Origin of the sequence: Pseudomonas sp. Bc-h (assembly GCF_002080045.1) — a bacterium.
Lineage (GTDB): Bacteria > Pseudomonadota > Gammaproteobacteria > Pseudomonadales > Pseudomonadaceae > Aquipseudomonas.
The window spans coordinates 279989-302615 of record NZ_MUIN01000007.1; the positions used below are offsets into that span (position 1 = coordinate 279989).

Below are 22627 nucleotides of genomic sequence, written 5' to 3' on the forward strand. Positions count from 1 at the left end.
AAACACCTCTCAGCCTCTCCTCCCTGCCTATGGCGGTGACCGCATGATCGAAGTCACCGAAGTTTCCATCGCCCATCTGCGCGCAGCGCTGGAGTCCGGGCAGACCACGTCGGTTGAACTGGTCAAGGCGTATCTGGCTCGGATCGACGCCTACGATGGCCCGGACACGCCGACCGCGCTGAATGCCGTGGTGGTGCGCAACCCCGAGGCACTCAAAGAAGCGCAAGCCGCCGACGCCCGCCGCGCCAAAGGCGAAACCCTGGGCCCCCTGGACGGCATTCCCTACACTGCCAAAGACAGCTATCTGGTCAAGGGCCTCACCGCTGCTTCCGGAAGCCCGGCCTTCGCCGACCTGGTCGCATGTCGCGATGCCTTCACCATCGAACGGTTGCGCGGCGCCGGGGCGATCTGCCTGGGCAAGACCAACATGCCGCCGATGGCCAACGGCGGAATGCAGCGCGGCGTCTATGGGCGTGCGCAGAGCCCGTACAACGGCGACTACCTCACCGCCCCCTTCGCCTCCGGCTCGTCCAACGGTGCTGGCACCGCAACGGCGGCCAGCTTTGCGGCATTCGGTCTGGCGGAAGAAACCTGGTCGAGCGGACGCGGCCCGGCGTCGAACAACGGTTTATGTGCCTACACGCCTTCGCGCGGAGTGATTTCGGTGCGCGGCAACTGGCCGCTGACGCCGACCATGGACGTGGTCGTGCCGTTCGCCCGGACCATGGCCGACCTGCTGGAAGTCCTCGACGTGGTCGTGGCACCCGATTCCGACACCCGTGGCGACCTGTGGCGTTTGCAGCCGTGGGTGCCGATTCCGGCCGTTGAGTCGGTGCGTCCTGCTTCTTATGCCGAACTCGCCGTGAAAGCCGACGCGCTGGCCGGCAAGCGTCTGGGCATACCGCGCATGTACATCAATGCCGACCCGCAAGCCGGCACCAGTGACGCGCCGGGCATCGGCGGCCCCACCGGGCAACGCATCAATACCCGCCCTTCGGTGATCGGGCTTTGGCAGGAAGCGCGCAAGGCCCTCGAAGCGGCAGGCGCCGAAGTCATCGAAGTCGATTTCCCGCTGGTTTCCAATTGCGAGGGCGACCGCCCCGGTGCGCCGACCGTGTTCAATCGCGGCATCGTCTCCAAGGAGTTCCTGCACCACGAGTTGTGGGATCTGTCGGCCTGGGCCTTCGATGACTTTTTGCGGGCCAACGGTGATCCGAAGCTGAACCGTCTGGTGGATGTGGACGGTCCGAAGATCTTCCCCCATGACCCCGGCACCTTGCCGAATCGCGAGGGCGATCTCGCCGCTGGCATGGACGAATACGTGCGCATGGCCGAGCGCGGCATCACACCGTGGGACAAGATCCCCACGCTGGCCGACGGCCTGCGCGGCCTGGAAAAGACCCGCAAGATGGATCTGGAAGACTGGATGGATCGACTGGGACTGGACGCGGTGCTGTTCCCGACGGTGGCCGATGTCGGCCCTGCGGATGCCGACGTCAACCCCGACTCGGCGGATATCGCCTGGAGCAACGGCGTCTGGGTGGCTAACGGCAACCTCGCCATTCGCCACCTGGGCGTGCCGACTGTCACCGTACCGATGGGCGTGATGCCGGACATCGGCATGCCGGTCGGCCTGACATTCGCCGGGCGCGCCTACGATGATTCGACGCTGCTAAAGCTGGCTTCGGCCTTCGAATCGACCGGCAGCAAGCGACTGATTCCGCCGCGTACGCCAGCGCTGTCATCGGCAAAACGCTAAACGCAAAAGGGCTTGGCGCCGCAATGGCGCCAAGCCCTTCCCCGCCGCTGGATCGTCGATGCGATCCCTGTCGTTCAACGAAGAACCCGACACCTGCACTTAGGTGTCATTGCCGGGCTGTCCGTGCCGTGTGACAGTTTCGACCACCCACTCCAACCCGTCATCAACCAGAACGGGCAAGCCCGAGAGAGGAAACAACCATGCTTTTACACCTGTCGACCTGGCGCGAGATCGAACAATTCCTGACCCGCAGCCGCACCATCGTGGTCCCCATCGGTTCCAACGAACAGCATGGCCCGACCGGCCTGCTGGGCACCGACTGGATGTGCCCGCAGATCATCGCTGAAGAAGCCCAGAAGAACGCCGACATTCTGATCGCACCGACTTTCAATATCGGCATGGCGCAACACCACCTGGGTTTCCCGGGCACCATTTCCCTGCGCCCTTCGACGTTTATCGCCGCCATCGGCGACTGGACACGTTCTCTGGTGGGCCACGGCTTGGAGAAGATCCTGTTCCTCAACGGTCACGGCGGTAACGTCGCCTCCATCGAGGCTGCGTTTTCCGAGCTTTACGCCGAAGCCAGCTTCGCCCGCCGCCCCGCAGGATTCGCCCTGAAGCTGTGCAACTGGTGGGACCTTGAAGGCGTTGGCAAACTGGCCCACGAGCAATTCCCGACAGGCCATGGTGTCCACGCCACGCCCTCGGAGATCGCCGTGACCCAGTGGGCCTATCCAGATGCGATCAAGTCCGCGTCCTACTCCCCACAGATCGCCAACATGGGCCCGATTCGTGAAGCCCACGACTTCCGCGCCCGCTTCCCGGACGGCCGTATGGGTTCCGACCCGGATCTGGCAAGCCCGGAAAAAGGCGGAGAATTGGTGCGGCTCGCGGCGCAAGGCCTGATCAAAGAACTTGCGGCGTTCAGCCGGGAAGTGTCGCCGAGCTAAGCAGCATCGCAAGTCCTCTCCCGTGGCATCGGTGCCGTCATGGCCGTTAAACCGATGCCACAGCGCCGCTCCCTACTATCCCACGGCATCCAGCTCAGCCAGCAAATCAGCAGGAATCACTCGCTCACTGGCAGTCAGGTTTTCCCGCAAATGAGCCACCGACGAAGTGCCCGGTATCAGCAGGATGTTCGGCGCACGTTGCAGCAGCCAGGCCAACGCAATGCACAGCTGCGACGCGCCCATGCGCTGGGCGACGCTGGCCAGCGTGTCCGATTGCAGCGGCGTGAAACCGCCCAGCGGGAAGAACGGCACGTAGGCAATGCCCTGTTTGCCGAGCTCGGCGATCAGTTGTTCGTCGTTGCGATGGGACAGGTTGTAGTAGTTCTGCACGCATACGACCTTGGCGATGCTCTGCGCCTGCTTCACCTGCGCCGCCGTGACGTTGCTCAGGCCCAGATGACGAATCAGGCCCTGGCGTTGCAGTTCGGCCAGCGCGGTGAACTGCGCTTCGATGGACTCCTCGCCCGGCGAATGCATATTGCCCCACGCTCGCATGTTCACGACTTCCAGCGCATCCAGGCCAAGATTGCGCAGGTTGTCGTGTACCGCGCGAGTCAGCTCTTCGGGGCTTTGCGCAGGATTCCACGAACCATCCGCGCCACGCTGCGCACCGACCTTGGTGACGATCACCAGCTCTTCTGCATAAGGATGCAGCGCTTCGCGGATCAGCTTATTGGTGACGTGTGGGCCATAGAAGTCGGACGTGTCGATGTGGTTCACGCCCAATGCCAAGGCCTCGCGCAAGACCGCGACGGCAGCAGCAGGGTCCTTCGGTGGCCCGAACACGCCGGGACCGGCCAGTTGCATGGCGCCGTAGCCCATGCGGTTCACGCTGCGCCCGCCCAATTGAAAAGTGCCTGCTTTACTGGCGTCGCTCATGTCGTTTGCCTCTATCAAGGTAAGGTGGTGCCACTATAGGCGTTGACCACTTCACTGATAATCAGGTGCAATCGGCACAGGTTGTACGGATGAGCGAACAATGGCGGCGGATATTCAAGATGTGTTGGCCTTCGTGGCCGTGGTCAAAGCAGGCGGCTTTCGCGAAGGCGCGCGGGTGAGCGGCAAATCGGCGTCGAGCCTGAGTGATGCGGTGCGGCGCATGGAAGCCCGGCTGGGGGTGCGCTTGCTCAATCGCACGACCCGAAGCGTGGTGCCCACCGAGGCCGGGGCTCGGCTGATGGAGCGCATCGTGCCTGCCCTGGGTGAAGTCGAATCGGCGCTGGATGTGGTGAACGACTTTCGCGACCGCCCTTCCGGCACCCTGAAACTCAACGTGCCTGCCAGTGCGGCAAGGCTGGTGCTGCCGGCGATCATCACGCCGTTCCTGCAAGCGCATCCGGATATCCGCCTGGAGGTGATCGTCGAAGAGAGCTTCGTCGACATGCTCGCGGCCGGTTGCGATGCCGGGATTCGCTACGACGAACGCCTGGAACAAGACATGATCGCGGTCCCCATCGGCCCACGTTTCCAGCGCTTCGCCACCGCCGCCTCCCCTGCCTACCTCGATGCCCGAGGCCGCCCCCGACATCCTCGGGACCTGCTCGACCACGACTGCCTGCGCGGCAAATTCCCCAGCGGCGCGATGCCCTTGTGGGAATACGAGCGCAACGGCGAAACCATCCGCGTCGACCCCACCGGCCCCTTGCTCGTCAACATCTCCGGCGCCATCGACCTCGCCGTCCAGGCTGCCATTGACGGCCTGGGCATCGTCTTCCTCTTCGAAGACTGGCTGCGCCCACATCTTGAAAGCGGCGCACTGGAACCCATCCTCGAACCCTGGTGGCAAAGCTTCAGCGGCCCGTTTCTCTACTACCCCGGCCGCAAATATCTGCCGTCGCCGCTGAGAGCGTTCGTGGATTTCATCAGGGCGGGGTGAGGTAACGCCTACAGCTTTACCAGAGGCGTTACGACGTGGAGCGCGGGAACGATCAACGGATCTACCGACCCTGACTGCGCCCCAATGACTCAGCCCTCGACCTTCATTCGCGTCCACGCTCCCCGATCATGTCGTAAAGCTGTTGCGCCGCTGCCGACAGCACGCGCCCGCGACGCCTGATCAAACCGACCGTGCGGCTGACCACAGGATCGACCAACGGCACGCTCACCAGCAGCGGGTGGTCGTCATCAGGCATCGCAAGGCGAGGCACCGCGGCGATGCCCACGCCGGCCTCGACCAGGCTGACCACGCTCATCACATGCCGCACTTCGCAGAACGAACGCGGCAGGTCGGCACTGTCCGCCAGGGCCAGATCGAGCAGCAAGCGATTTCCGCTGGCTTTGGCGACGCTCATGTAGTCGTACGCTTTGAGCTCTGCCCAGCTGACTTTTTTGCGTTTGGCCAAGGCATGATCGCGGCGGCAGGCGACGACGAAGGCTTCTTTCAGCACCGCCTGAAAGTCGATGTTGGCTTCCTGAACACCGATGTAATTCAGGCCGAAATCAGCCTCGTTGCGCACCACGCTGGACAGCACGTCGCTGGCACCCTCGTCCATGATGCGGATGACGATGCGCGGGTATTGCTCATGAAAGTCCTTGAGCACTTGCGGCAGGAAATAACGCACCACTGACGGAACGCAAGCCACGGTGACTTCGCCAGTCATGCGTGCGGCCACCTCTCCCAGCCCGATCAACGACTCATCGAGGCTATTGAGGATGTCCCGCGCCTTGCGCGCAAAGTCGCGGCCGAAGGCAGTGAGGTCGACCCGGCGCGTGGTGCGTTCGAGCAGGCGCACGCCCATCTTCGCTTCCAGTTTAGAGATCCGCCGCGACAGCGCGGGTTGCGATAAATGGAGGTCCAGCGCGGCTGCACTGAAGGTTCCCAACTCGGCGACCGCGACAAAGGCGCGCAAATCGCTCATTTCCAGATTCATGTTTGGCATGCATAGATCCATCAGATTCTTGCAATTCAAATGCTAGCACCGCTGCTTCATGATCGCTGGGTGCTGCTCGGCACGTGTCCTCAAACAATCATAAATAATGGAGCGCACCTCATGACTACGATCAATCGACGCGGCCTGCTCAAGGCTGGCGCCATCGCCTCGGTCGCCGCTGCGACACCCGGCCTGTCCCTTTCAGCCTTGGCCCAGGGGGAGAAAATGAAAGCTGCCGATCCTGCACCCGCGCCCGTTTCAGCGCCTGAACCTGTGACGCGCATCCTGGCCCGTTACCTGGTCAACGCCCGCTATGAAGACCTTCCCGCCAACGTGCGCAAGGAAGGTACGCGCACGCTGTTGAACTGGGTCGGCGTGGCGGTCGGTGGCTCTCACCATGAAACGGTGGAGCGCGCGCTGTCTGCGCTCAAGCCGTTTTCCGGCCCGGCGCAGGCGAGTCTTCTGGGCCGCTCTGAGCGTCTGGACATCATGAACACGGCGTTCCTGAACGGCGTGGCCAGCCACATTTTCGATTTCGATGACACCCACCTGAAAACCATCATTCACCCCGCAGGCCCGGTGGTGTCAGCGATTCTTGCGCTCTCTGAATACCACCCGGTGTCGGGCAAGGACTTCCTCAACGCGGTGGTGCTGGGCGTCGAGACCGAATGCCGGATCGGCAACGCGGTCTACCCCAACCACTACGACGTGGGCTGGCACATCACCGGGACCGCCGGGGTGTTCGGCGCAGCAGCGGCGGCCGGGAAGATTCTGGGCCTTACCGAGCAGCAGATGGTCTGGGCGCTGGGACTCGCGGCCTCGCAACCGGTGGGCCTGCGTGAATCGTTCGGCTCGATGAACAAGAGTTTCAACCCCGGTCGCGCCGCCAGCAACGGCCTGTTCGCAGCGCTGCTGGCCTCCAAGGACTACACCAGTTCCGACGGCATGATCGAAGCCAAACGCGGATGGGCCAACACCATCAGCACCAAGCAGGATTATCGGGAGATCACCGAGGGCCTGGGCCAGCGTTATGAAGCAGCGCTCAACACCTACAAGCCTTTCGCCTGCGGCATCGTGATCCACCCGGCGCTGGACGCGGCGATCCAGCTGCGCAATCAGAACAAGCTGACCGAGGATCAAATCGCGCGCATCGACCTCAAGGTGCATCCGCTGGTCATCGAGCTGACGGGCAAGAAGACGCCGAAAATCGGTCTGGAGGGCAAGTTCAGCATTTACCACTCCGTGGCCGTGGCGATCATCGAAGGCGCGGCGGGAGAACGGCAGTACAGCGACCGCGCAGTCAACGATCCGAAAGTGATCGCTTTGCGCGAACGGGTCACGGCGACGGTCGACCCGGCGATCAAACCGGAACAGGTGGACATGACCATCACCCTGAAAGACGGCCGCGTGCTGCATAAATTCATCGAACATGCGATCGGCAGTCTGGAAGTGCCGATGAGCGATCAGCAGCTGGAGGCCAAATTCACCGACCTGGCCAAGGGCATCCTGCCCGACGCTCAAGTGCGCAAATTGATCGACACCTGCTGGTCGGTGGAGAAACTGGCCAATGCGGGGGATATCGCCAAGGCAGCGGTGGTGTAGCGTTTGAACGCCACGGCACGGCACAAACGTTGAACCTGTGGGAGGGAGCTTGCTCGCGAGAGCTGACGTACATCCACTAAATAAACGTTGAGGTACTTACGTCTTCGCGAGCAAGCTCCCTCCCACGGTTGATGTGTGTCTTGCCTGGATATCGTAGGATCACATCAAATCCAGGGTTTACCGAGCATCTACGGTTCACCACCCAACCCGTGGGAGGGTTCCGGGGTTACGGGGTTACGAGGGCCGCGAAGGCGGCGGGTCAGTCGGCATCAATGTCTCTGATCCACCGCCTTCGCGAGCAAGCTCCCTCCCACGGTTGATGTGTGTCTGGGTTGGATATCGTAGGATCACATCAAATCCAGGGTTTACCGAGCATCTACGGTTCACCACCCATCCCGTGGGAGGGTTCCGAGGTTACGAGGGCCGCGAAGGCGCGGGTCAGTCGGCATCAATGTCTCTGATCCACCGCCTTCGCGAGCAAGCTCCCTCCCACGGTTGATGTGTGTCTGGCCTGGATATTGTGGATCACATCAAATCCAGGGCCTTGCGCAGGGCTGATGGGCAAGGACGGCCACATGCCGAAAATGGACCGCACTTCTGCGGCTCACAACCATCCCGTGGGAGGGTTCCGAGGTTACGAGGGCCGCGACGACGCCGGGTCAGTCGGCATCAATGCCTCTGATCCACCGTCTCCGCGAGCAAGCTCCCTCCCATTGATTCATTCAGCCCCCGTGTCTGCTACGGCTGAATGGGCAATAATACAAAACCTCTGCCCATGCCCGCCCGGTAAGGAATCACTGTGTCGTCGAGCACCTCATTTCCTACCCCGAAACCCCAGGCCCTGCTCGATGTCAGGCAATTGAGTCGTCTCGACCCGACCGGCGTCACCCAACTCCTCAAACCTACCGACTTTGTGCTGATGCCTGGCGCGCAGATTGCGATCACCGGCCCCTCGGGATCTGGCAAAAGCGTGTTCCTGCGCACGCTGGCAATGCTCGACGCACCGGCCAGCGGCGAGATTCTGTGGCAGCATCAACCTGTGCCGAACGACATGATTCCTGCCTACCGCACCTGCGTTTGCTATCTGGCACAGCGCCCGGCATTGATCGAAGGCACGGTGCTGGACAACCTGCAGTTCCCGTACACCCTGAGAAGCCTGCGCAAACGCACCTTCAACCTGAACGTCGCGACCGATCTGCTGGCTAAGGCTGGCAAGGACGCGTCATTCCTGAGCAAGCCTGCCGGGGATCTTTCCGGTGGCGAATCGCAGATCATCGCGCTGGTACGCGCACTGCAACTGGAGCCGCAGGTGATGCTCTTCGACGAACCCACCTCGGCCCTCGACCCGCAATCGGCGGGCGCAGTCGAATCCCTGGTGCGGCACTGGTTCGACGCTGGCGCTGGCTCGCGCGCTTATATCTGGGTGTCCCACGACCCGCAACAGGCCAGGCGCATGAGCACAGTGCACCTGACGATGAACAAAGGCGTGTTGCTGTCGGGAGATGCCCCATGAATTATCAGAATCTGACCGCCATCGACCTGGCCATCGCCGCCACGCTGATGCTCATCAATGGCGCGCTGTCGGTGATGCTCAAGCTCGGTCTGGAGCGCCAGCTACTCTGGGCCTCGATTCGTACCGTGGTCCAGCTGTTGGCCGTGGGTTACGTCCTCGGCTGGGTGTTCGCCAATGCGCACTGGTACGTGGTGTTGCCGCTGATGTGCCTGATGACTCTGGTCGCTGGGATTTCGGCGGCAGGCCGAGGCAAACGCACCTACGCCGGGCAATTGATCGACAGCGTGCTGTCGGTCTGGAGCAGTTCCTGGCTGGTCGCCGCCATCGGTTTGTTCGTGGTCATTCACATCCGCCCGTGGTACGAGCCGCAATATGCGATCCCGATTCTGGGGATGATTCTGGGTAATACGCTGACCGCCGTTTCACTGGGAATGGAGCGCATGACTCAGGAATTGACCTCAGGTCGCACTACCATCGAGATGATTCTTGCGCTGGGTGGAACCCGTTGGGAAGCCGCGCAATCGGCGGCGCGATCAGCAGTGCGAGCCGGGATGATGCCGACGCTGAACCAGATGACCGTGGTCGGCATCGTCAGCCTGCCAGGCATGATGACCGGTCAGGTCCTGGCCGGACAGGACCCCGAAAGCGCAGTGCGTTATCAGATCATGATCATGTTCCTGATCGCTGCCGGCTCGGCGTTGGGTACTGTCTGCGCGGTGTTGCTGACGTTTCGGCGGCTGTTCTCGGCGGATCATCGATTCATGATTCATCGCTTGGTGGTGCGCACTTGAGGGGTCAGGCGTGGCCGTCACGAATCAGTCATAAACTAGTAGTATTCTGCCATCATCTCGCGGCAGGAAATTCAAGCAGTGATCCGCCGATCTTTCTCTTCCCTCAGCTTTCTGCAACTGCTGCTCATGACCCTGTGCGCCGCAACGCTGGTGTTTCTGTGGGCGCTGTATTTTCAGCAAAAAGCCACGTCGCACCATGAAGCGCTGGCGGCCAAATCCGCTGAACACCTGAACCTGGCAACGATCGCCGCAGAGAACCTGCGCCAGCTCGTCGACCGCGCCCAGGCCATCGGCAGGGTCACTCGCGGCGACATGGATGACCTCGGCCAACGCCATCGCGGGCTGGTGCGCATGCTCGCCGAAGACCCGGTGTTCAAACGCATGAGCCTGTACGACAACGACGGCCAATTGTTATCCGCCAGCCATTTCGACGAGCCTCGCCAGTTGTCTGCCGATTGGCTGGCGCAGTTGCAAACACACGCCGAGCACTATGGCTACAAAGCGCTCTTGCCCGATATCGCGCCCTCCCAGACCAATGCGTTGTTGCCCAGTTGGCGCTTGCCGTTTCTGTTGCCGCTGATCGACTCTGCAACCGGCAAGATGGACAGCATTCTGGTGGTGCAGCTGGATGTGGGCTACATCGCTGCGCTGTTCGAACACATCGATCTAGGCCAGACCGGCCTGATGCGTCTGCTGGACAACGACGGCCGCGAACGGCTGCGCATCAGCAGCAGCGGCGTGGTGGTGGCCGGTGAGTCGATGGCACCTGACCTGCCAGGCAAAGGCGAATCGTCAGGCAGGCTGGTTCAACAGGCCGGGCCCAGCGTTTACCAGAGCATGTATCTGCGGGTGCCACAGCGCGGTTTCAGCGTGATGGTGAGCCAGGCCGAGGACGAGATTCTCGCCTCTTCGCGCCTTACCTATCAGCGCCAACTGTGGCTGAACCTGTGCATGACGGTGCTGTTGCTGGGCAGTCTGTTCTGGACCTTGCGCGTACTGCGCAACCGTCAGGAGGCGTTCAATGCGCTGGAAGACGCGCAGCAGGTGAATCAGCAGTTGATCGATCGCCTCGAAGAAGAGCACCGGCGCAGCAGTCACGCCGCCGCCACCGACCACCTGAGCGGGTTGCACAACCGACGTCAGTTCCTTGATGTCGCTGCGCGCACCCTGTCCACCCAGCGCGGTAAGCGGCGCCTGATGGCCATTCTGTTCATCGACATGGACCGCTTCAAATCCATCAACGATTCGCTGGGCCACAAGGTCGGCGACATGCTGCTGCAAGCCGTGGCCGGGCGCATCAGCCGTATGCTGGAGACCGACGATGAGGCTGCGCGGTTTGGCGGCGATGAATTCGTCGTGCTGCTGGCGGGCGAGCGCTCCGAAGATCAGATCGATGCCTGGGTCCGGACATTGGTGCAAAAACTGTCGGCGATCTACTCCCTCGGCGAACACGAAGTCACCACGAGCCCAAGCGTCGGCGTGAGCATTTGCCCGCGCGACGGTCAGGATGTCGAAGACCTGATTCGCAGCGCCGATGCCGCCATGTACTCGGCCAAGCGTGCAGGCCGTGGGCAATACCGCTTCTTCGACCCCTCGCTGAACGTGGCCGACGTCGAGGAATTCATTCTGGAGCAGGCTTTCGGCAGCGCGCTGAAGGAACGCCAATTCGTCCTGCATTACCAGCCACAGGTTCGTCTGGACTCGATGCTCGTCGATGGCTACGAGGCGTTGGTGCGCTGGGAACATCCCGAGTTCGGCCTGCTCTATCCCGACCGCTTTATCTCACTGGCCGAGCGCAGCGGTTTCATCATCGCACTGGGTTGGGAAGTGCTGCGCCTGGCCTGCGAAACCCTGGAACTCTGGCAGTCGGAAGGGCGCGAACTGCGACTGGCAGTCAACGTCTCGGCGCTGCAATTGCACCAGCACGATTTCAGCGACCGGGTGCTCGCCAAGCTCGCCCGTCACGGCATCGAACCGCAGTGGATGGAGCTGGAGATCACCGAGACTGCCTTGCTCGATCAGGAGGGACGCGCCATCGAGCATCTGCAACGCCTGCGCGATGCCGGGATGAACATCAGCCTCGACGATTTCGGCAAGGGTTACGCCGGGTTCGCTCACCTGCAATCGCTGCCACTGACCAAGCTGAAGATCGACCGCACACTGATCGCCCCACTGTCCAACAGCCCCGACGACAGCCCCATCGTCTCGTCCACCATTATTCTCGCCAAGCGCCTGGGACTGGTGGTGGTCGCCGAAGGCGTGGAAACCCGCGAGCAAGTGGTGTGCCTGAAGCTGGCTGGCTGCGATATCGCCCAGGGCTATCACTTCAGCCGGCCGTTATCGGTGCCACAACTGCGTGAATACCCGCCGTTCGCCAATGCGGCACTCAAGGATGAACGGGAAAAAACATGCGTTCCGTAACCTGTCTCATCGCTTTGCTGGCAGCGCTGTTGCTGGCGCCTGTGGTTCAAGCCGCTCAATGCACGCAACAGAGCCTGCGCATCGCCGTCATCCCGAAAAAAAGCATGGAAGAATTGCTCCAGGAGCAGAGGCCGTTGATCGAGCGGCTCAGCAAGGCGACCGGTATTGCGGTGGAAATCGTGCCCTCCTCGTCTTACGAAAGCGTGGTCGATGCGATTGTCTCTGGCGGCGTCGACATTGCCTGGCTGGGGCCGGCGTCCTACATGCTCGCCTACCAGCGTGATCCGCGCATCGAGCCCTTCGCCAGCCTCACCATCAGCCACGGCTATTTCACACCGGCCGGTCATCACTATCAGGCGCTGCTGCTGGCTGGAAGCAAAGTCCCCGACATCGAGGCACTTCGCGGCAAGCGAGTGGTATTGACGGACCCGGCCAGCACCTCGGGCAATATCGTGCCAAACGCCGAGTTCTCGGCCGTAGTGGGCCTGCCGCTGGCGCAGTTTTTCGGTGCTGTCGCGTACTCAGGCTCCCACGACAAATCGCTGGATGCGCTACTGGCTGGCAAGGCGGACGCGGTGTTTGTCTCAAGCGTGCGAGCCGACGAATACATCAACCGGGGCCTGATCGGGCGCGACACCTTCAAGGTCCTGTGGCGTTCGGCGCCGATCTATTACGACCCGTTCGTCTTCAGCGGCACCTTATGCGGCGCTCTCAAGGAACGCATCCGCAACGCAATGCTCAACGATCAGCAAGGCCTGGCGCAATTTCTCGACTCCCAGGAAGCCTCCGGCATCGTCCCGGTCAGCCACGCCGAATACGCGCCCCTGCTGCGCATGATGGAAGCGGCGCCAACGGCGCGATGACAATGGCTCAGGCGGCTTCAGGTTCCAGCGCTGCGAGATACAAATCGCGATAGGCGCTCACCAGTTGCTCCAGCGAGAACCCCAGGTTTCGCCCGCTGGGATTAGGCAGCACCCAAACCTCGGCATTGCCGAACGTCACACCCTGACGCCCCCATTTCAGCTCATTCTGTCCGGATAATGCGGCATACGCAGCCTTGCCCAGAAAAGCCACGAAACGCGGCGCGCAGCGGGCGATCTTCTGTTCGAAATCCGCCGCCGCTGCCTTGAACTCCTGTAACGAGAGCTGATCCGCCCGCGCAGTGGGCCGCGCGACCACCGCTGTGAGCCCGCATCGATAGTGCAGAATCGAGCGGTCATCCTCAGGGCGCAGTTCTTCTAACGTAAAACCGGCCAGATGCAACGTGCGCCAGAAACGATTGCCCCGACCCGCGAAATGCCGCCCTTGGGCAGCGGCGGTGATGCCCGGGTTGATGCCACAGAAAATCACGGCCAGATTTCCTGCGACGATGTCTTTCAGGCCTTCAGCCAATGCACACCTCGTTCAACCGACAAGGATCGGGGGGATCGTTATCCGCAAAGGACGTTGACGGCGTTGCGCGCCAGCTCGGTGAGTTCTTCGCGGGGTTTGCCGGCTCGGGCGCGGATAGAAATGCTGTGCAGCATTGCCGATGCCAGTACGGCCAACGCCGCTGGGTCGGCCTCGGTGTCCAGTTCGCCGGACTCGACCGCTGATCGCAACCGAGCTTCAAGTTCGGCGTCCAGTCGGCTCAATCGCTCCGCCAACAGCTCGCGAATCTGCACATGCTCCACTGCCTCTGCTGTCGCCGTACCGATGGCGAAGCAACCTCGAGGCTGACCTTCGCCGGAATAATAGATCGACAGTTGCCCCTCATAGAAACGCATCAATGCTTCGGGCAGGGTCAATTCGGTACTGGTCAGCGCCTGGTGTATGTCTGCGGCGGCGAAATCCCAGTACTGCTCCAGCGCCTTGAGATAGATCGCGTGCTTGTCGCCGAATGCCGCGTACAGGCTTGGGCGGTTCATGCCGGCCGCGATGGCGATGCTGTCCAGTGAAGAGCCTGAGTAGCCAGTGCTCCAGAACACCCCCAGCGCCTTTTGCAGCGCCGCATCGGGGTCGTACGCACGAGGGCGGCCGCGGCCTTTTCCCTCTCCGGTTTTATTTTGTGCCATGTCGTACAAAATCCTTGCGTCGCGATGGATGTGGCTATATTTTTACACCATCGCACAAAATTCAGAAACTAGAAATTTCTGAATCCACGGTTTGTTGTGGCCGAGCTCGAACTGAGTGTTGCGGCAACGAAACAGGTGCGGTGGAGCGACCCTCCAGACCGCACGCGACAATGGCTGTTTTTTTGTGAGAAAGGCCGGTTGTTCAGGGCCTGAGTCCTCACAGCAATTCAAGACATCAGGGTCGCCAGCAGCGCTGCCGCCCGTTTTCCCCGGTTAACAGGTGAATTCGATCATGACTCAACAGTTCGACAACTCAGCGACACCCGCCATCGAGCATCCCGGCCCCGGCCAGATCGCTCCTGCGAACAAACCGTTCAAGGCAAAGCTGCGTCCCTGGCTGATGTTCGGCGTGCCGCTGGTCGCCGCTGTCGCGGGCATCGCCCACTACACCGCCGGCGTTCCATACGTTTCGACCGACAACGCTTACGCGCGCATCGCCAAAACCTCGATCAATGCACGGGTTTCCGGCCAGGTCGTGGACATTGCTGTCGAGGACAACCAGCAGGTGCACAAGGGCGACGTGCTGTTTCGCATCAACCCGGACCCATTCCAGATCGCCGTCAACCGCGCCGAAGCGCAACTGAGCATGGCGCGCTTGCGCATCGACAGCCTCAAGGCCAGCTATCGCCAGCAGCAGGCCGAACTGCAATCGGCGAAGGAACAGGCGGACTTCGACCAGAAGGAATTCGCCCGTAAAAAGGCTCTGGTCGCCACCGAGTTCGTTTCCCGGGCCATCTACGAACGCGCCGACACCGACCTCAAGGTGTCGCGTCAACGGATCAACGCCGTTGAACAGCAGATCGCCAACACGGTTGTCGCGCTGAACGGCAATCCCAACGTCGAGGTCGACAGCCACCCGAGCGTTCGTGAGGCCAGGGCGCAGCTCGACGAGGCCAGGCTCTACCTCTCCTATGCAACGGTTTATGCGCCCGAAGACGGCATCGTCGCCAAGGTCGACGATCTGCAACTCGGCAGCTTCGTCAACAACGGCGCGCCAGCCTTTGCCTTGCTCTCCGACAAACAGATCTGGGTCGAGGCCAACTTCCGCGAGACCGAAGTCACGCACATGCGCCCCGGTCAGGAAGCCGACATCAGTATCGATACCTACCCCGGTCACGTGTTCAAGGCCCGCGTCATCAGCATGAGCCCTGGCGCCGGATCGGACTTCGCCCTGCTGCCCCCGGAAAATGCCACCGGTAACTGGGTCAAAGTGGTTCAGCGAGTACCGGTTCGCCTGGAACTCGAAGCGGTCGACCACGAGCATCCGCTGTATTCGGGCATCAGTGCGACGGTCAAGGTCGACACCGGTTTTCGCAGCCCTTGGTGGACGCCTTTGAAAAGCTTGCTGACCGCAGGTAACTTCCGATGAACGCCAGTGCTGCGCGAACCCCTGCGGCAGGCGCCTTGCGCACCTTGAGGTACGCAGCCCTGCTCGCGACCTACCTACAATCGGTGAACGTCTCGATTCCGAACGCGGTATTGCGGTTTATCCAGGCCAGCACCTCAATGACCGACGATCAGGCCGGCTGGATCTTCACGTCATACCTGGCGGCGACGGCGATTTCGATGCCGGTGGCCCAATGGCTGGCAGCCCGTTTTGGCGTAAAGACCGTGTATCAGGCGGCATTGGTGCTGTTCGCCGTCGGCCTGTGGCTGGCGACCTTGACCACCACGCCGCTGGAGTTCATGGCCGCGCGGATCGTTCAAGGCATCGCCGCCGGGCTGATCGCCCCGTTGTCGCTGGGCATCGCACTGGAAACAGTGCCCGCCGCGCAACGGCCAAAATTCGGCGTGCCCTATGGTGCAGCGGTGCTGTTGGGCATCGTCAGCGGCCCGGCCATCGGCGGCCTGATCGCCGAGTATCACGGCTGGCACATGATGTTCTACGCCAGCATGCCGATCGCCGCGCTGATCTTCTTCATTGCGCAATCGGCCATGGAGCGGAAAAAGGCTGCGGCGCTCCCGGTGTTCGACTTCTTTGGCTACGCCAGCTTCACGGTCGGGGTGATCGCGCTGCAGATGCTGCTCGACCGTGGCGAACGCATGGAGTGGTTCGAGTCGCGGGAGATCTGGATCGAAGCGATGGCCTCGGCGCTCGGCTTCTATCTGTTCTTCGCCCACCGCTGGACCGCCAACGCGTATTTCCTCGGCAAGCACCTGTTCAAGGATCGCAATTTCGTGCTGTCGACGATCATGTTCTTCGCCTTCGGCTTTGTGCTGCTGCCGACCCTGGCCCTCACCTCGCCGATGCTCGACGAGATCCTCGGCTACCCGCCGATCACCACCGGCTACCTGACAATTCCCCGTGGCGTCGGGCTGGTGGGCACGTTCCTGCTGATGAGCAAACTGCCTGCGCGAATCGACAGCCGATTGATGATCGCCATCGGCATGCTCATCGTCATCTACGCCAACTGGCTGATGCTGGGTTACTCACCGCTGATGGACTGGACGCCGGTGTCCATCGCCGGGTTCGTGCAAGGCGTGGGCATGGGCATCCTGATGCCTGCGATCAGCAAAGCCGCGTTCAGCACCCTCGACCCGAAGTTTCGCCCGGAAGGTACCGGACTCTTCAACCTGTCGCGGGTGTACGGCAGCACCCTGGGCATCGCCATCGTGCAGACGTACTTCTACAACAACACGCGAGCGATGCACCAGGCGCTTGCCAGCCATCTGACGCCCTATCGCAGCGCCGTGCATTCCCTGACGGCCTCGACACCTGCGCAAGCCTTTGGGGCGCTCAACGAAATGATCACGGGCCAGGCGGCCTTCATCGCGGTCGTCGACCAGTTCAAGATTCTGATGCTGGCGATGGTGGTGGTGATCCCGCTGGTAGCGTTTCTTCGCAAACCCGTTGCGACCAACTAATTTTCGTGGAACAGCCAAATGAACTTCAACATGCTCGCATTCAGAAGACCGCCCTTCCCGTTCCGGATCGGTGCCCTGTCACTCGCTCTGCTCATCTCGGCGTGCAGCGTGGGCCCGGACTTCCAGGCGCCCACCCCAGGCACTTCGCAACACTACGACCAACAGGCCGAACAGCGCCTTGCTCAGAACGGCGATACCACTGGCCGTCAGCACATCGAGCTGGGCAAGTCGGTGAGCGGCAACTGGTGGACGACCTTCAAGTCGCCCAGGCTCGATCAGGTGATGCGCCGCGCCATCGACGGCAACCTGGAACTGGTGGCAGCCGACGCCACGATTCGCCAGGCTGCGTCCTCTGTGGCGGCGGCGGAAGGTGCGCTGTACCCGCAAGTCGATTTCGCCGCTCAGGGCGGTCGACAAAAAACTCACAACGCGCCTGAGGCATCGGTCGACAACTTCTACGCCATCGGCCCACGGGTGAGTTTCGATCTGGACGTTTTCGGCGGCAACAAGCGTCGGGTCGAACAACAGGCCGCGTTCACCGAGTTGCAGAAACATCGCTACGAAGCCGCCTGGTTGACCTTGACCGGCGACGTGAGCAGTCAGGCGATCCTGATTGCCTCGGCCGACGCGCAGATGGCGGCGGTGCAGAACCTGCTGGCCAACGACGAGAAAAACCTCAAGCTGGTGCGCATGGCCCAGCAGAGTGGCAGCACCACGCAGATCGACGTATCGCTGGCCGAAACCCGGCTCGCGCAGGACCGCACGCTGCTGCCGCCACTGGCCCAACAACGGGACTCGGCGCGCCATGCCCTGGCCATTCTGACTGGCAAAGGTCCTGGCGACTGGACCGCGCCGGAGTTCGATTTTGCCGAGTTCGTGTTGCCCGCGAACGTGCCCGTCAGCCTGCCTTCGGAAACCGCGCACAACCGGCCCGATGTGCGCCAGGCCGAAGCCGAACTGCACATGGCCAGCGCCGAGATCGGTATCGCCACCGCCAATCTCTACCCCCACGTCGAGCTGTCCGCCGCCCTCGCGCAGTCCGCGTCGGGCAATGGCGGCGCAGCACTCTGGGGTCTGGCGGCGGGCTTGACCGCGCCGATCTTCAGCGGCGGTACGCTGGAAGCCGAGCGTCAAGCGGCGGTCGATGGTTACAAGGCGACGCTCGCCGGGTATCAGCAGACCGTGATCAAATCGTTCGGCCAGGTTGCCGACACCCTGCAGGCGATCAACCACGATGCCGAGCAATTCCAGGCCCAGGACGACGCATTGCGCTCCGCCGAAACCAGTTTGCGCTTGAACCAGCAGGCATATGCCCAAGGCGAAAACAGCATCCTGCAAGTGCTGGAAGCAGAACGTGCGTACGAACAGGCATTACTGGGGCAGATCCGCGTGAAGACTGCGCAGTATCTGGACACCGTACGTCTGTTTGTTGCGCTGGGCGGCAATTCGGCAGGTGTGTTCGATCAACGCGCTTCCTACCGCAACGCCAGTCAGGCAGCCAACTGATTCAGCGTCATCAGGCAGGTTTCCCACCCCCCGGGAAACTCGCCTGTGCGGCGTCATCCGCCTCTCCGTGAAAACGGCTACCCTGCACCTGCTCGATTCCACGACTTGTCACCAGCCCAGCTCTAGTCATCTCTCAAGGCCTGATCGATGGACACCTTCCAGACCATGCGTTTTTTTATCGCGGTGGCGCAAAGCGGCAGTTTCACCGCAGCGGCGGCATTGCTGAACACCACCACGACCAACGTCTCCAAGGCCATTTCCAGCCTGGAGGCCAGGCTGCAGACACGCTTGATCAATCGCACCACGCGCCGCCTGGCATTGACCGAGGCCGGCACACGCTATCTGCAACGCTGCGAAAGGATCCTTGAAGAAGTGCGCGAAGCCGACGAAGAAGCCGGCACCACTCACATCAAACCTTCGGGTCGCTTGAAGATTCACGCGATGTCGGCGATTGGCAACCATTACGTGATCGGCGCAATTGCTCGCTACCGGGAGATTCATCCCTCGGTGATGTTCGATCTGAACCTGACCAATCGGGTGCCGGACATGCTCGAAGAAGGCTACGACATGTCCATCGTGCTCGCCCGAGACCTACCCGACTCGGGGTTCGTGGCCCAGCGCCTGGGCATCACCTACAACATTCTCTGCGCCTCACCGGGCTACGTGAAAAAAAGCGGTATGCCGCATTCGCCCGACGACCTGCATCAACATGACTGCCTGCGAATCGTGAACACGGTCATGCCCGCCGAAAACTGGGCATTCGAAGGGCCGCAGGGTGTTGAAACGGTGAACATCGCGCTGTCGCCGCTGCACTTGAATACGGCCGATGCCATGACGGTGGCGATCAAGAATGGAATGGGAATCGGCATTCAGCCTGTTGCGTCGGCCGTGGAGGGACTTAAAGCGGGGACGTTAGTGCGGGTATTACAGGAATATCATCTGGAGGAGTTGAACCTGTACGCGATCTATCCGTCGCGAAAGTTTCTCGATGCAAAAATAAAAACCTGGGTGGAGTTTCTGAAAAACACCATTCCCGAGTTGTTGGCAGCGGATGAAAAAGTGGCGGGTTCTAAAAGAAAACAATAACGAAACGGTTCAAGGTTTTCGCAGCCGGTATGGAGTGTCGACCCTCCATCGCCCGCACCACAATCAGCCGTTGGAACAGGCAGTTCCCATGGCCTGATACTCGATAACGTGACGTTGACCCTTGGAATCTTCATAGGTCATCTGTACCGGGATCGGGCCGCAGTGGTCCGAGATATCGGTGACTGCAAGCACTTTGTGAATATCCAGTTTTGTCTGGTAAGTGTAAGTTTCTACCGGAGTGGAAGTGGCAGGACTGTCATCTGCAAAAGCCGGTGCAAACAGGCCGCCCAGTACCAGGAACGTCGCAATTTTTGAAAAGCTCATCGCATTCACCTTATCGTCTGAAAGTGTCGGGTTGATCCCGTGAGCTACTGGAAAGAAGTTTCGTTTGCTCGGTGGGTAGAACCGATACTAGGTGTTTGCTCATGGGCCAAATAGCGGTCCACGGGACAAAGACTGTTGACGAAATCAGGATGAATCTACGACTGCCAATGGCTGATCGATGACACGAAGCGCATAATGCGCCGGCCATTTTCCACGCAGGGGATTGCTGATCATGACAGTCGTTCACAACGCTGCTCAGGTGGGGTTTTCAACGCAGGCGGGTGCCTACACTCAGGGCCGTCCGGACTATCCGCATGAATTGAACACATGGCTCAGGGGCGCGCTGGGCATAGGCGCCACGTCCGCGGTGGTCGATCTGGGTGCCGGCACCGGCAAGTTCACCCGGTTGCTCAAGCCGCTGACCGAACACTTGATCGGCGTAGAACCGGTACACGCCATGCGCAGTGAGTTCGCCGCGCATCTGCCGGATGTGCGGATCGTGCCAGGCACCGCGCAATCCATCCCGCTGCCCGACTCGAGCGCTGATGCAGTGGTCTGCGCTCAGGCCTTTCACTGGTTCGCAGACTCGGCAGCGCTTGCGCAAATCCACCGCGTGCTCAAGCCTGGCGGCAAGCTGGGGCTGGTCTGGAACGTGCGCGATGAGTCAGTGGACTGGGTCGCCGAGATCACCCGCATCATTACCCCTTACGAAGGCGACACGCCGCGCTTTCACACCGGCAACTGGCGCCTCCCCTTCGACGGCCGTTATTTTTCCGCGCCTGAAATGACCTGCTTCAACTACAGCCACACCGGCAATGCCGAGACAGTGATCATGAACCGCTTTCTGTCGGTGAGTTTCATCGCAGCGCTTCCGGCTGCCGAAAAGGCCACGGTCACCGAACAGCTACGGGAACTGATCAACACCCACCCGGCGCTGCGTGGGCGCGAGACCATTGCCTTCCCCTATCAAACCCAAGCCTACCTGTGCCGTCGGCTGGCCTGAATAAAAGGTAAGAACCGTGAAGATCATCCGCAGTAAATCCTTCACCGGCGAGCGCGCCTGGGCCGCACTGGACATCGCCAACATGAACGGCATCACCACGCGCCTGCACTGGACCAATCAGCCCTACAAATGGCATGTGAACGACGGGCAGGAAGTGTTCGCCGTGCTGGACGGGCGAGTGGAAATGCACTTCAAGGACAACGGTGTCGAGCACTCGACGATCCTCGAAACTGGCGACGTGTTCTACGCCTCGGTCGGCACCGCCCACGTTGCCCATCCACTGGGGGTGGCGCGCATTCTGGTGGTGGAGAGCGAAGGCAGCGTCTGAGCCGTTATGGCTGACGGGGGGAGAATTTCGCTTTCCCCCAGATCAATCCGATCACCGCCGCCATGGACGACGCTGCCAGCACGCTGAGTTTGGCCGCTGACAACAGCGCCTGATCGGTGAATGCCAGCGACGAAATGAAGATGGACATCGTGAAGCCGATCCCCGCCAGCAACCCCACCAGCACAACGCCGGTCCAGGTGACACCATCTGGCAGCCTGCAGATATTCAGTTTGACCAGGGCCACGCTGGCCAGAATTACACCGATGGGCTTGCCCAGTACCAACGCCAGCATGACGCCGACGAAAACACTTTGCGACAGGGCCTCGTTCAGATTGGCGCCCGCCAGGCTGACGCCAGCGTTGGCCAGTGCGAAGAGCGGCATCACACCAAACGCGACCCAGGGATGCAGCCCGACCTGAATACGCTGGACCGGTGGCAGGACCTCCCGTTGCGCATGACGCAGTTGCTTCAGGGGTTTGGCGACGGACTGCGCGCCTTCATCGGAATGAGACACGCGCTCCATCAGTTCGTGAAGGGTACGACCGATCGTCTCCAGCGGCCGCTCGGTGGCGGGTTTGCGATTGACCGGCGTCATCAACCCGAGAATCACCCCGGCAAGGGTAGGATGCACTCCGGTCTTCAACAGGCCGAACCAGACAATAGCGCCGGGCAGCAAATACGCGTAGGCCTTGCTGATGCCCATACGTTGAAACACCAGCACCAGCGCAAGCCCGCCGACAGCGACGAGTAACCCGTGGTAATCCAGGCTGACGGTGTAACCCACGGCAATGATCAGAATGGCCACGATGTCATCGATGATCGCCAGCGCCAGCAGCAAGATACGCACGCCGCTGGGGATCGATTTGCCGAGCAGCGCCAACACCCCCACCGCGAATGCGATGTCCGTGGCCGTCGGAATCGCCCAACCAGCCCTGGCCTCCGTGCCGTGATTGAGCAGCATGTAAATGATCGCTGGCATCATCACCCCGCCCAGCGCCGCGCCGAGTGGCAATGTCGCAAGCTTCAGGCTGGCAAGGGCGCCGTCCTTGATTTCCTGACGTATTTCGGCGCCGACCACCAGAAAGAAGATGGTCATGAGCCCATCGTTCACCAGAAAGTGCAGCGACCTGGAAACAGTGAAGTCGCCCAACCCTATGGTGAGCTGAGTGTTCCAGAAATGCTCATAGCTCGCGGCGTATGGACTGTTGGCCCAGACCAGTGCGATTACGGCAGCGAGTAAAAGGACGATGCCGCTGACGGCTTCGATATGGGAGAACCGTTCGAGCGCTGACAGTGCGCGTTCGGTCAAAACCTGTGGGCGAGGAATGGCCGCGGGGGCCGGGGTTTTATCAGGCACGATCACTCTCCGTTGGCGGCCCGACCAACGCTTGAGCTTTAACCTGCGCAGTGCCGTATGCAACAGCGCACCCACGGC

At 61.4% G+C, this 22627-nt stretch carries 20 protein-coding genes; 14 read left to right on the plus strand and 6 right to left on the minus strand.

Annotated features, from left to right (window positions below; genetic code table 11):
- Positions 1-43 precede the first annotated feature (43 nt).
- Together BWR59_RS14190 and BWR59_RS14195 are read left to right on the plus strand one after the other, a co-directional pair.
- Entirely contained in the window at positions 44-1759 is a 1716-nt protein-coding gene (locus tag BWR59_RS14190) for an amidase (RefSeq protein WP_081566266.1), read from the plus strand.
- Positions 1760-1959: 200 nt separating this feature from the next.
- A complete protein-coding gene (locus BWR59_RS14195; protein WP_081566267.1) occupies positions 1960-2709 on the plus strand; it encodes a creatininase family protein in 750 nt (249 codons plus the stop codon).
- Between the two features lie 75 nt (positions 2710-2784).
- On the opposite strand, the gene BWR59_RS14200 is transcribed toward BWR59_RS14195, so the two are convergent.
- Positions 2785-3648: an aldo/keto reductase family oxidoreductase gene (locus BWR59_RS14200; RefSeq protein ID WP_081566268.1), complete on the minus strand. Its 864-nt coding sequence runs from the start codon at positions 3646-3648 to the stop codon at positions 2785-2787.
- 100 nt (positions 3649-3748) lie between these two features.
- Here BWR59_RS14200 and BWR59_RS14205 point away from each other — a divergent pair, with 100 nt between their 5' ends.
- Positions 3749-4645: a LysR family transcriptional regulator gene (locus tag BWR59_RS14205; protein ID WP_081566269.1), complete on the plus strand. Its 897-nt coding sequence runs from the start codon at positions 3749-3751 to the stop codon at positions 4643-4645.
- Between the two features lie 103 nt (positions 4646-4748).
- On the opposite strand, the gene BWR59_RS14210 is transcribed toward BWR59_RS14205, so the two are convergent.
- The gene (locus BWR59_RS14210; RefSeq protein ID WP_343286987.1) at positions 4749-5648 is read right to left on the minus strand and encodes a LysR family transcriptional regulator; all 900 of its coding nucleotides are present in this window, start codon (positions 5646-5648) and stop codon (positions 4749-4751) included.
- A gap of 111 nt (positions 5649-5759) precedes the next feature.
- Here BWR59_RS14210 and BWR59_RS14215 point away from each other — a divergent pair, with 111 nt between their 5' ends.
- The 5 genes from BWR59_RS14215 (at position 5760) to BWR59_RS14235 (ending at position 12829) form a co-directional block, all read left to right on the plus strand.
- Positions 5760-7241: an MmgE/PrpD family protein gene (locus BWR59_RS14215; RefSeq protein ID WP_081566270.1), complete on the plus strand. Its 1482-nt coding sequence runs from the start codon at positions 5760-5762 to the stop codon at positions 7239-7241.
- A gap of 799 nt (positions 7242-8040) precedes the next feature.
- The gene (locus BWR59_RS14220; RefSeq protein WP_230982008.1) at positions 8041-8754 is read left to right on the plus strand and encodes an ATP-binding cassette domain-containing protein; all 714 of its coding nucleotides are present in this window, start codon (positions 8041-8043) and stop codon (positions 8752-8754) included.
- On the plus strand, positions 8751-9545 hold the full coding sequence (gene fetB, locus BWR59_RS14225) for an iron export ABC transporter permease subunit FetB (RefSeq protein WP_081566271.1): 795 nt from the start codon (positions 8751-8753) through the stop codon (positions 9543-9545). The genes BWR59_RS14220 and fetB overlap by 4 nt, the downstream gene beginning before the upstream one ends.
- Before the next feature lie 78 nt (positions 9546-9623).
- Entirely contained in the window at positions 9624-11966 is a 2343-nt protein-coding gene (locus tag BWR59_RS14230) for an EAL domain-containing protein (RefSeq protein ID WP_081566272.1), read from the plus strand.
- Positions 11954-12829, plus strand: a complete 876-nt coding sequence (locus BWR59_RS14235) for a phosphate/phosphite/phosphonate ABC transporter substrate-binding protein (RefSeq protein ID WP_081566273.1) — start codon at positions 11954-11956, stop codon at positions 12827-12829. Before BWR59_RS14230 ends, BWR59_RS14235 begins: the two co-directional genes overlap by 13 nt.
- A 7-nt stretch (positions 12830-12836) precedes the next feature.
- On the opposite strand, the gene mug is transcribed toward BWR59_RS14235, so the two are convergent.
- Both mug and BWR59_RS14245 read right to left on the minus strand, forming a co-directional pair.
- Positions 12837-13358, minus strand: a complete 522-nt coding sequence (mug, locus tag BWR59_RS14240; RefSeq protein ID WP_081566274.1) for a G/U mismatch-specific DNA glycosylase — start codon at positions 13356-13358, stop codon at positions 12837-12839.
- 38 nt (positions 13359-13396) lie between these two features.
- Entirely contained in the window at positions 13397-14020 is a 624-nt protein-coding gene (locus BWR59_RS14245) for a TetR/AcrR family transcriptional regulator (RefSeq protein WP_081566275.1), read from the minus strand.
- A 292-nt stretch (positions 14021-14312) separates the two neighbouring features.
- On the opposite strand from BWR59_RS14245, the gene BWR59_RS14250 reads away from it, so the two are divergent.
- From BWR59_RS14250 to BWR59_RS14265, 4 genes are all read left to right on the plus strand, one after another.
- The gene (locus BWR59_RS14250; protein WP_081566276.1) at positions 14313-15449 is read left to right on the plus strand and encodes an HlyD family secretion protein; all 1137 of its coding nucleotides are present in this window, start codon (positions 14313-14315) and stop codon (positions 15447-15449) included.
- Entirely contained in the window at positions 15446-16945 is a 1500-nt protein-coding gene (locus tag BWR59_RS14255; protein ID WP_081566277.1) for a DHA2 family efflux MFS transporter permease subunit, read from the plus strand. The genes BWR59_RS14250 and BWR59_RS14255 overlap by 4 nt, the downstream gene beginning before the upstream one ends.
- Positions 16946-16963: 18 nt before the next feature.
- Positions 16964-18451 carry an efflux transporter outer membrane subunit gene (locus BWR59_RS14260; protein WP_081566278.1) on the plus strand — a complete coding sequence of 496 codons (1488 nt, stop codon included), beginning with the start codon at positions 16964-16966 and terminating at the stop codon, positions 18449-18451.
- A 147-nt stretch (positions 18452-18598) separates the two neighbouring features.
- A complete protein-coding gene (locus BWR59_RS14265; protein ID WP_081566279.1) occupies positions 18599-19537 on the plus strand; it encodes a LysR family transcriptional regulator in 939 nt (312 codons plus the stop codon).
- 63 nt (positions 19538-19600) lie between these two features.
- Here BWR59_RS14265 and BWR59_RS14270 read toward each other — a convergent pair whose 3' ends face one another.
- The gene (locus tag BWR59_RS14270) at positions 19601-19861 is read right to left on the minus strand and encodes a DUF2790 domain-containing protein (protein WP_081566280.1); all 261 of its coding nucleotides are present in this window, start codon (positions 19859-19861) and stop codon (positions 19601-19603) included.
- Between the two features lie 232 nt (positions 19862-20093).
- Between BWR59_RS14270 and BWR59_RS14275 the strand changes: the two genes are divergently transcribed.
- Both BWR59_RS14275 and BWR59_RS14280 read left to right on the plus strand, forming a co-directional pair.
- On the plus strand, positions 20094-20864 hold the full coding sequence (locus BWR59_RS14275) for a class I SAM-dependent methyltransferase (RefSeq protein ID WP_081566281.1): 771 nt from the start codon (positions 20094-20096) through the stop codon (positions 20862-20864).
- Positions 20865-20880: 16 nt separating this feature from the next.
- Positions 20881-21192 carry a cupin domain-containing protein gene (locus BWR59_RS14280; protein WP_081566282.1) on the plus strand — a complete coding sequence of 104 codons (312 nt, stop codon included), beginning with the start codon at positions 20881-20883 and terminating at the stop codon, positions 21190-21192.
- A 4-nt stretch (positions 21193-21196) separates the two neighbouring features.
- Here the strand turns inward: BWR59_RS14280 and nhaA are convergent, their stop codons facing one another.
- On the minus strand, positions 21197-22549 hold the full coding sequence (gene nhaA / locus BWR59_RS14285; RefSeq protein ID WP_081566283.1) for a Na+/H+ antiporter NhaA: 1353 nt from the start codon (positions 22547-22549) through the stop codon (positions 21197-21199).
- Positions 22550-22627: the final 78 nt, after the last annotated feature.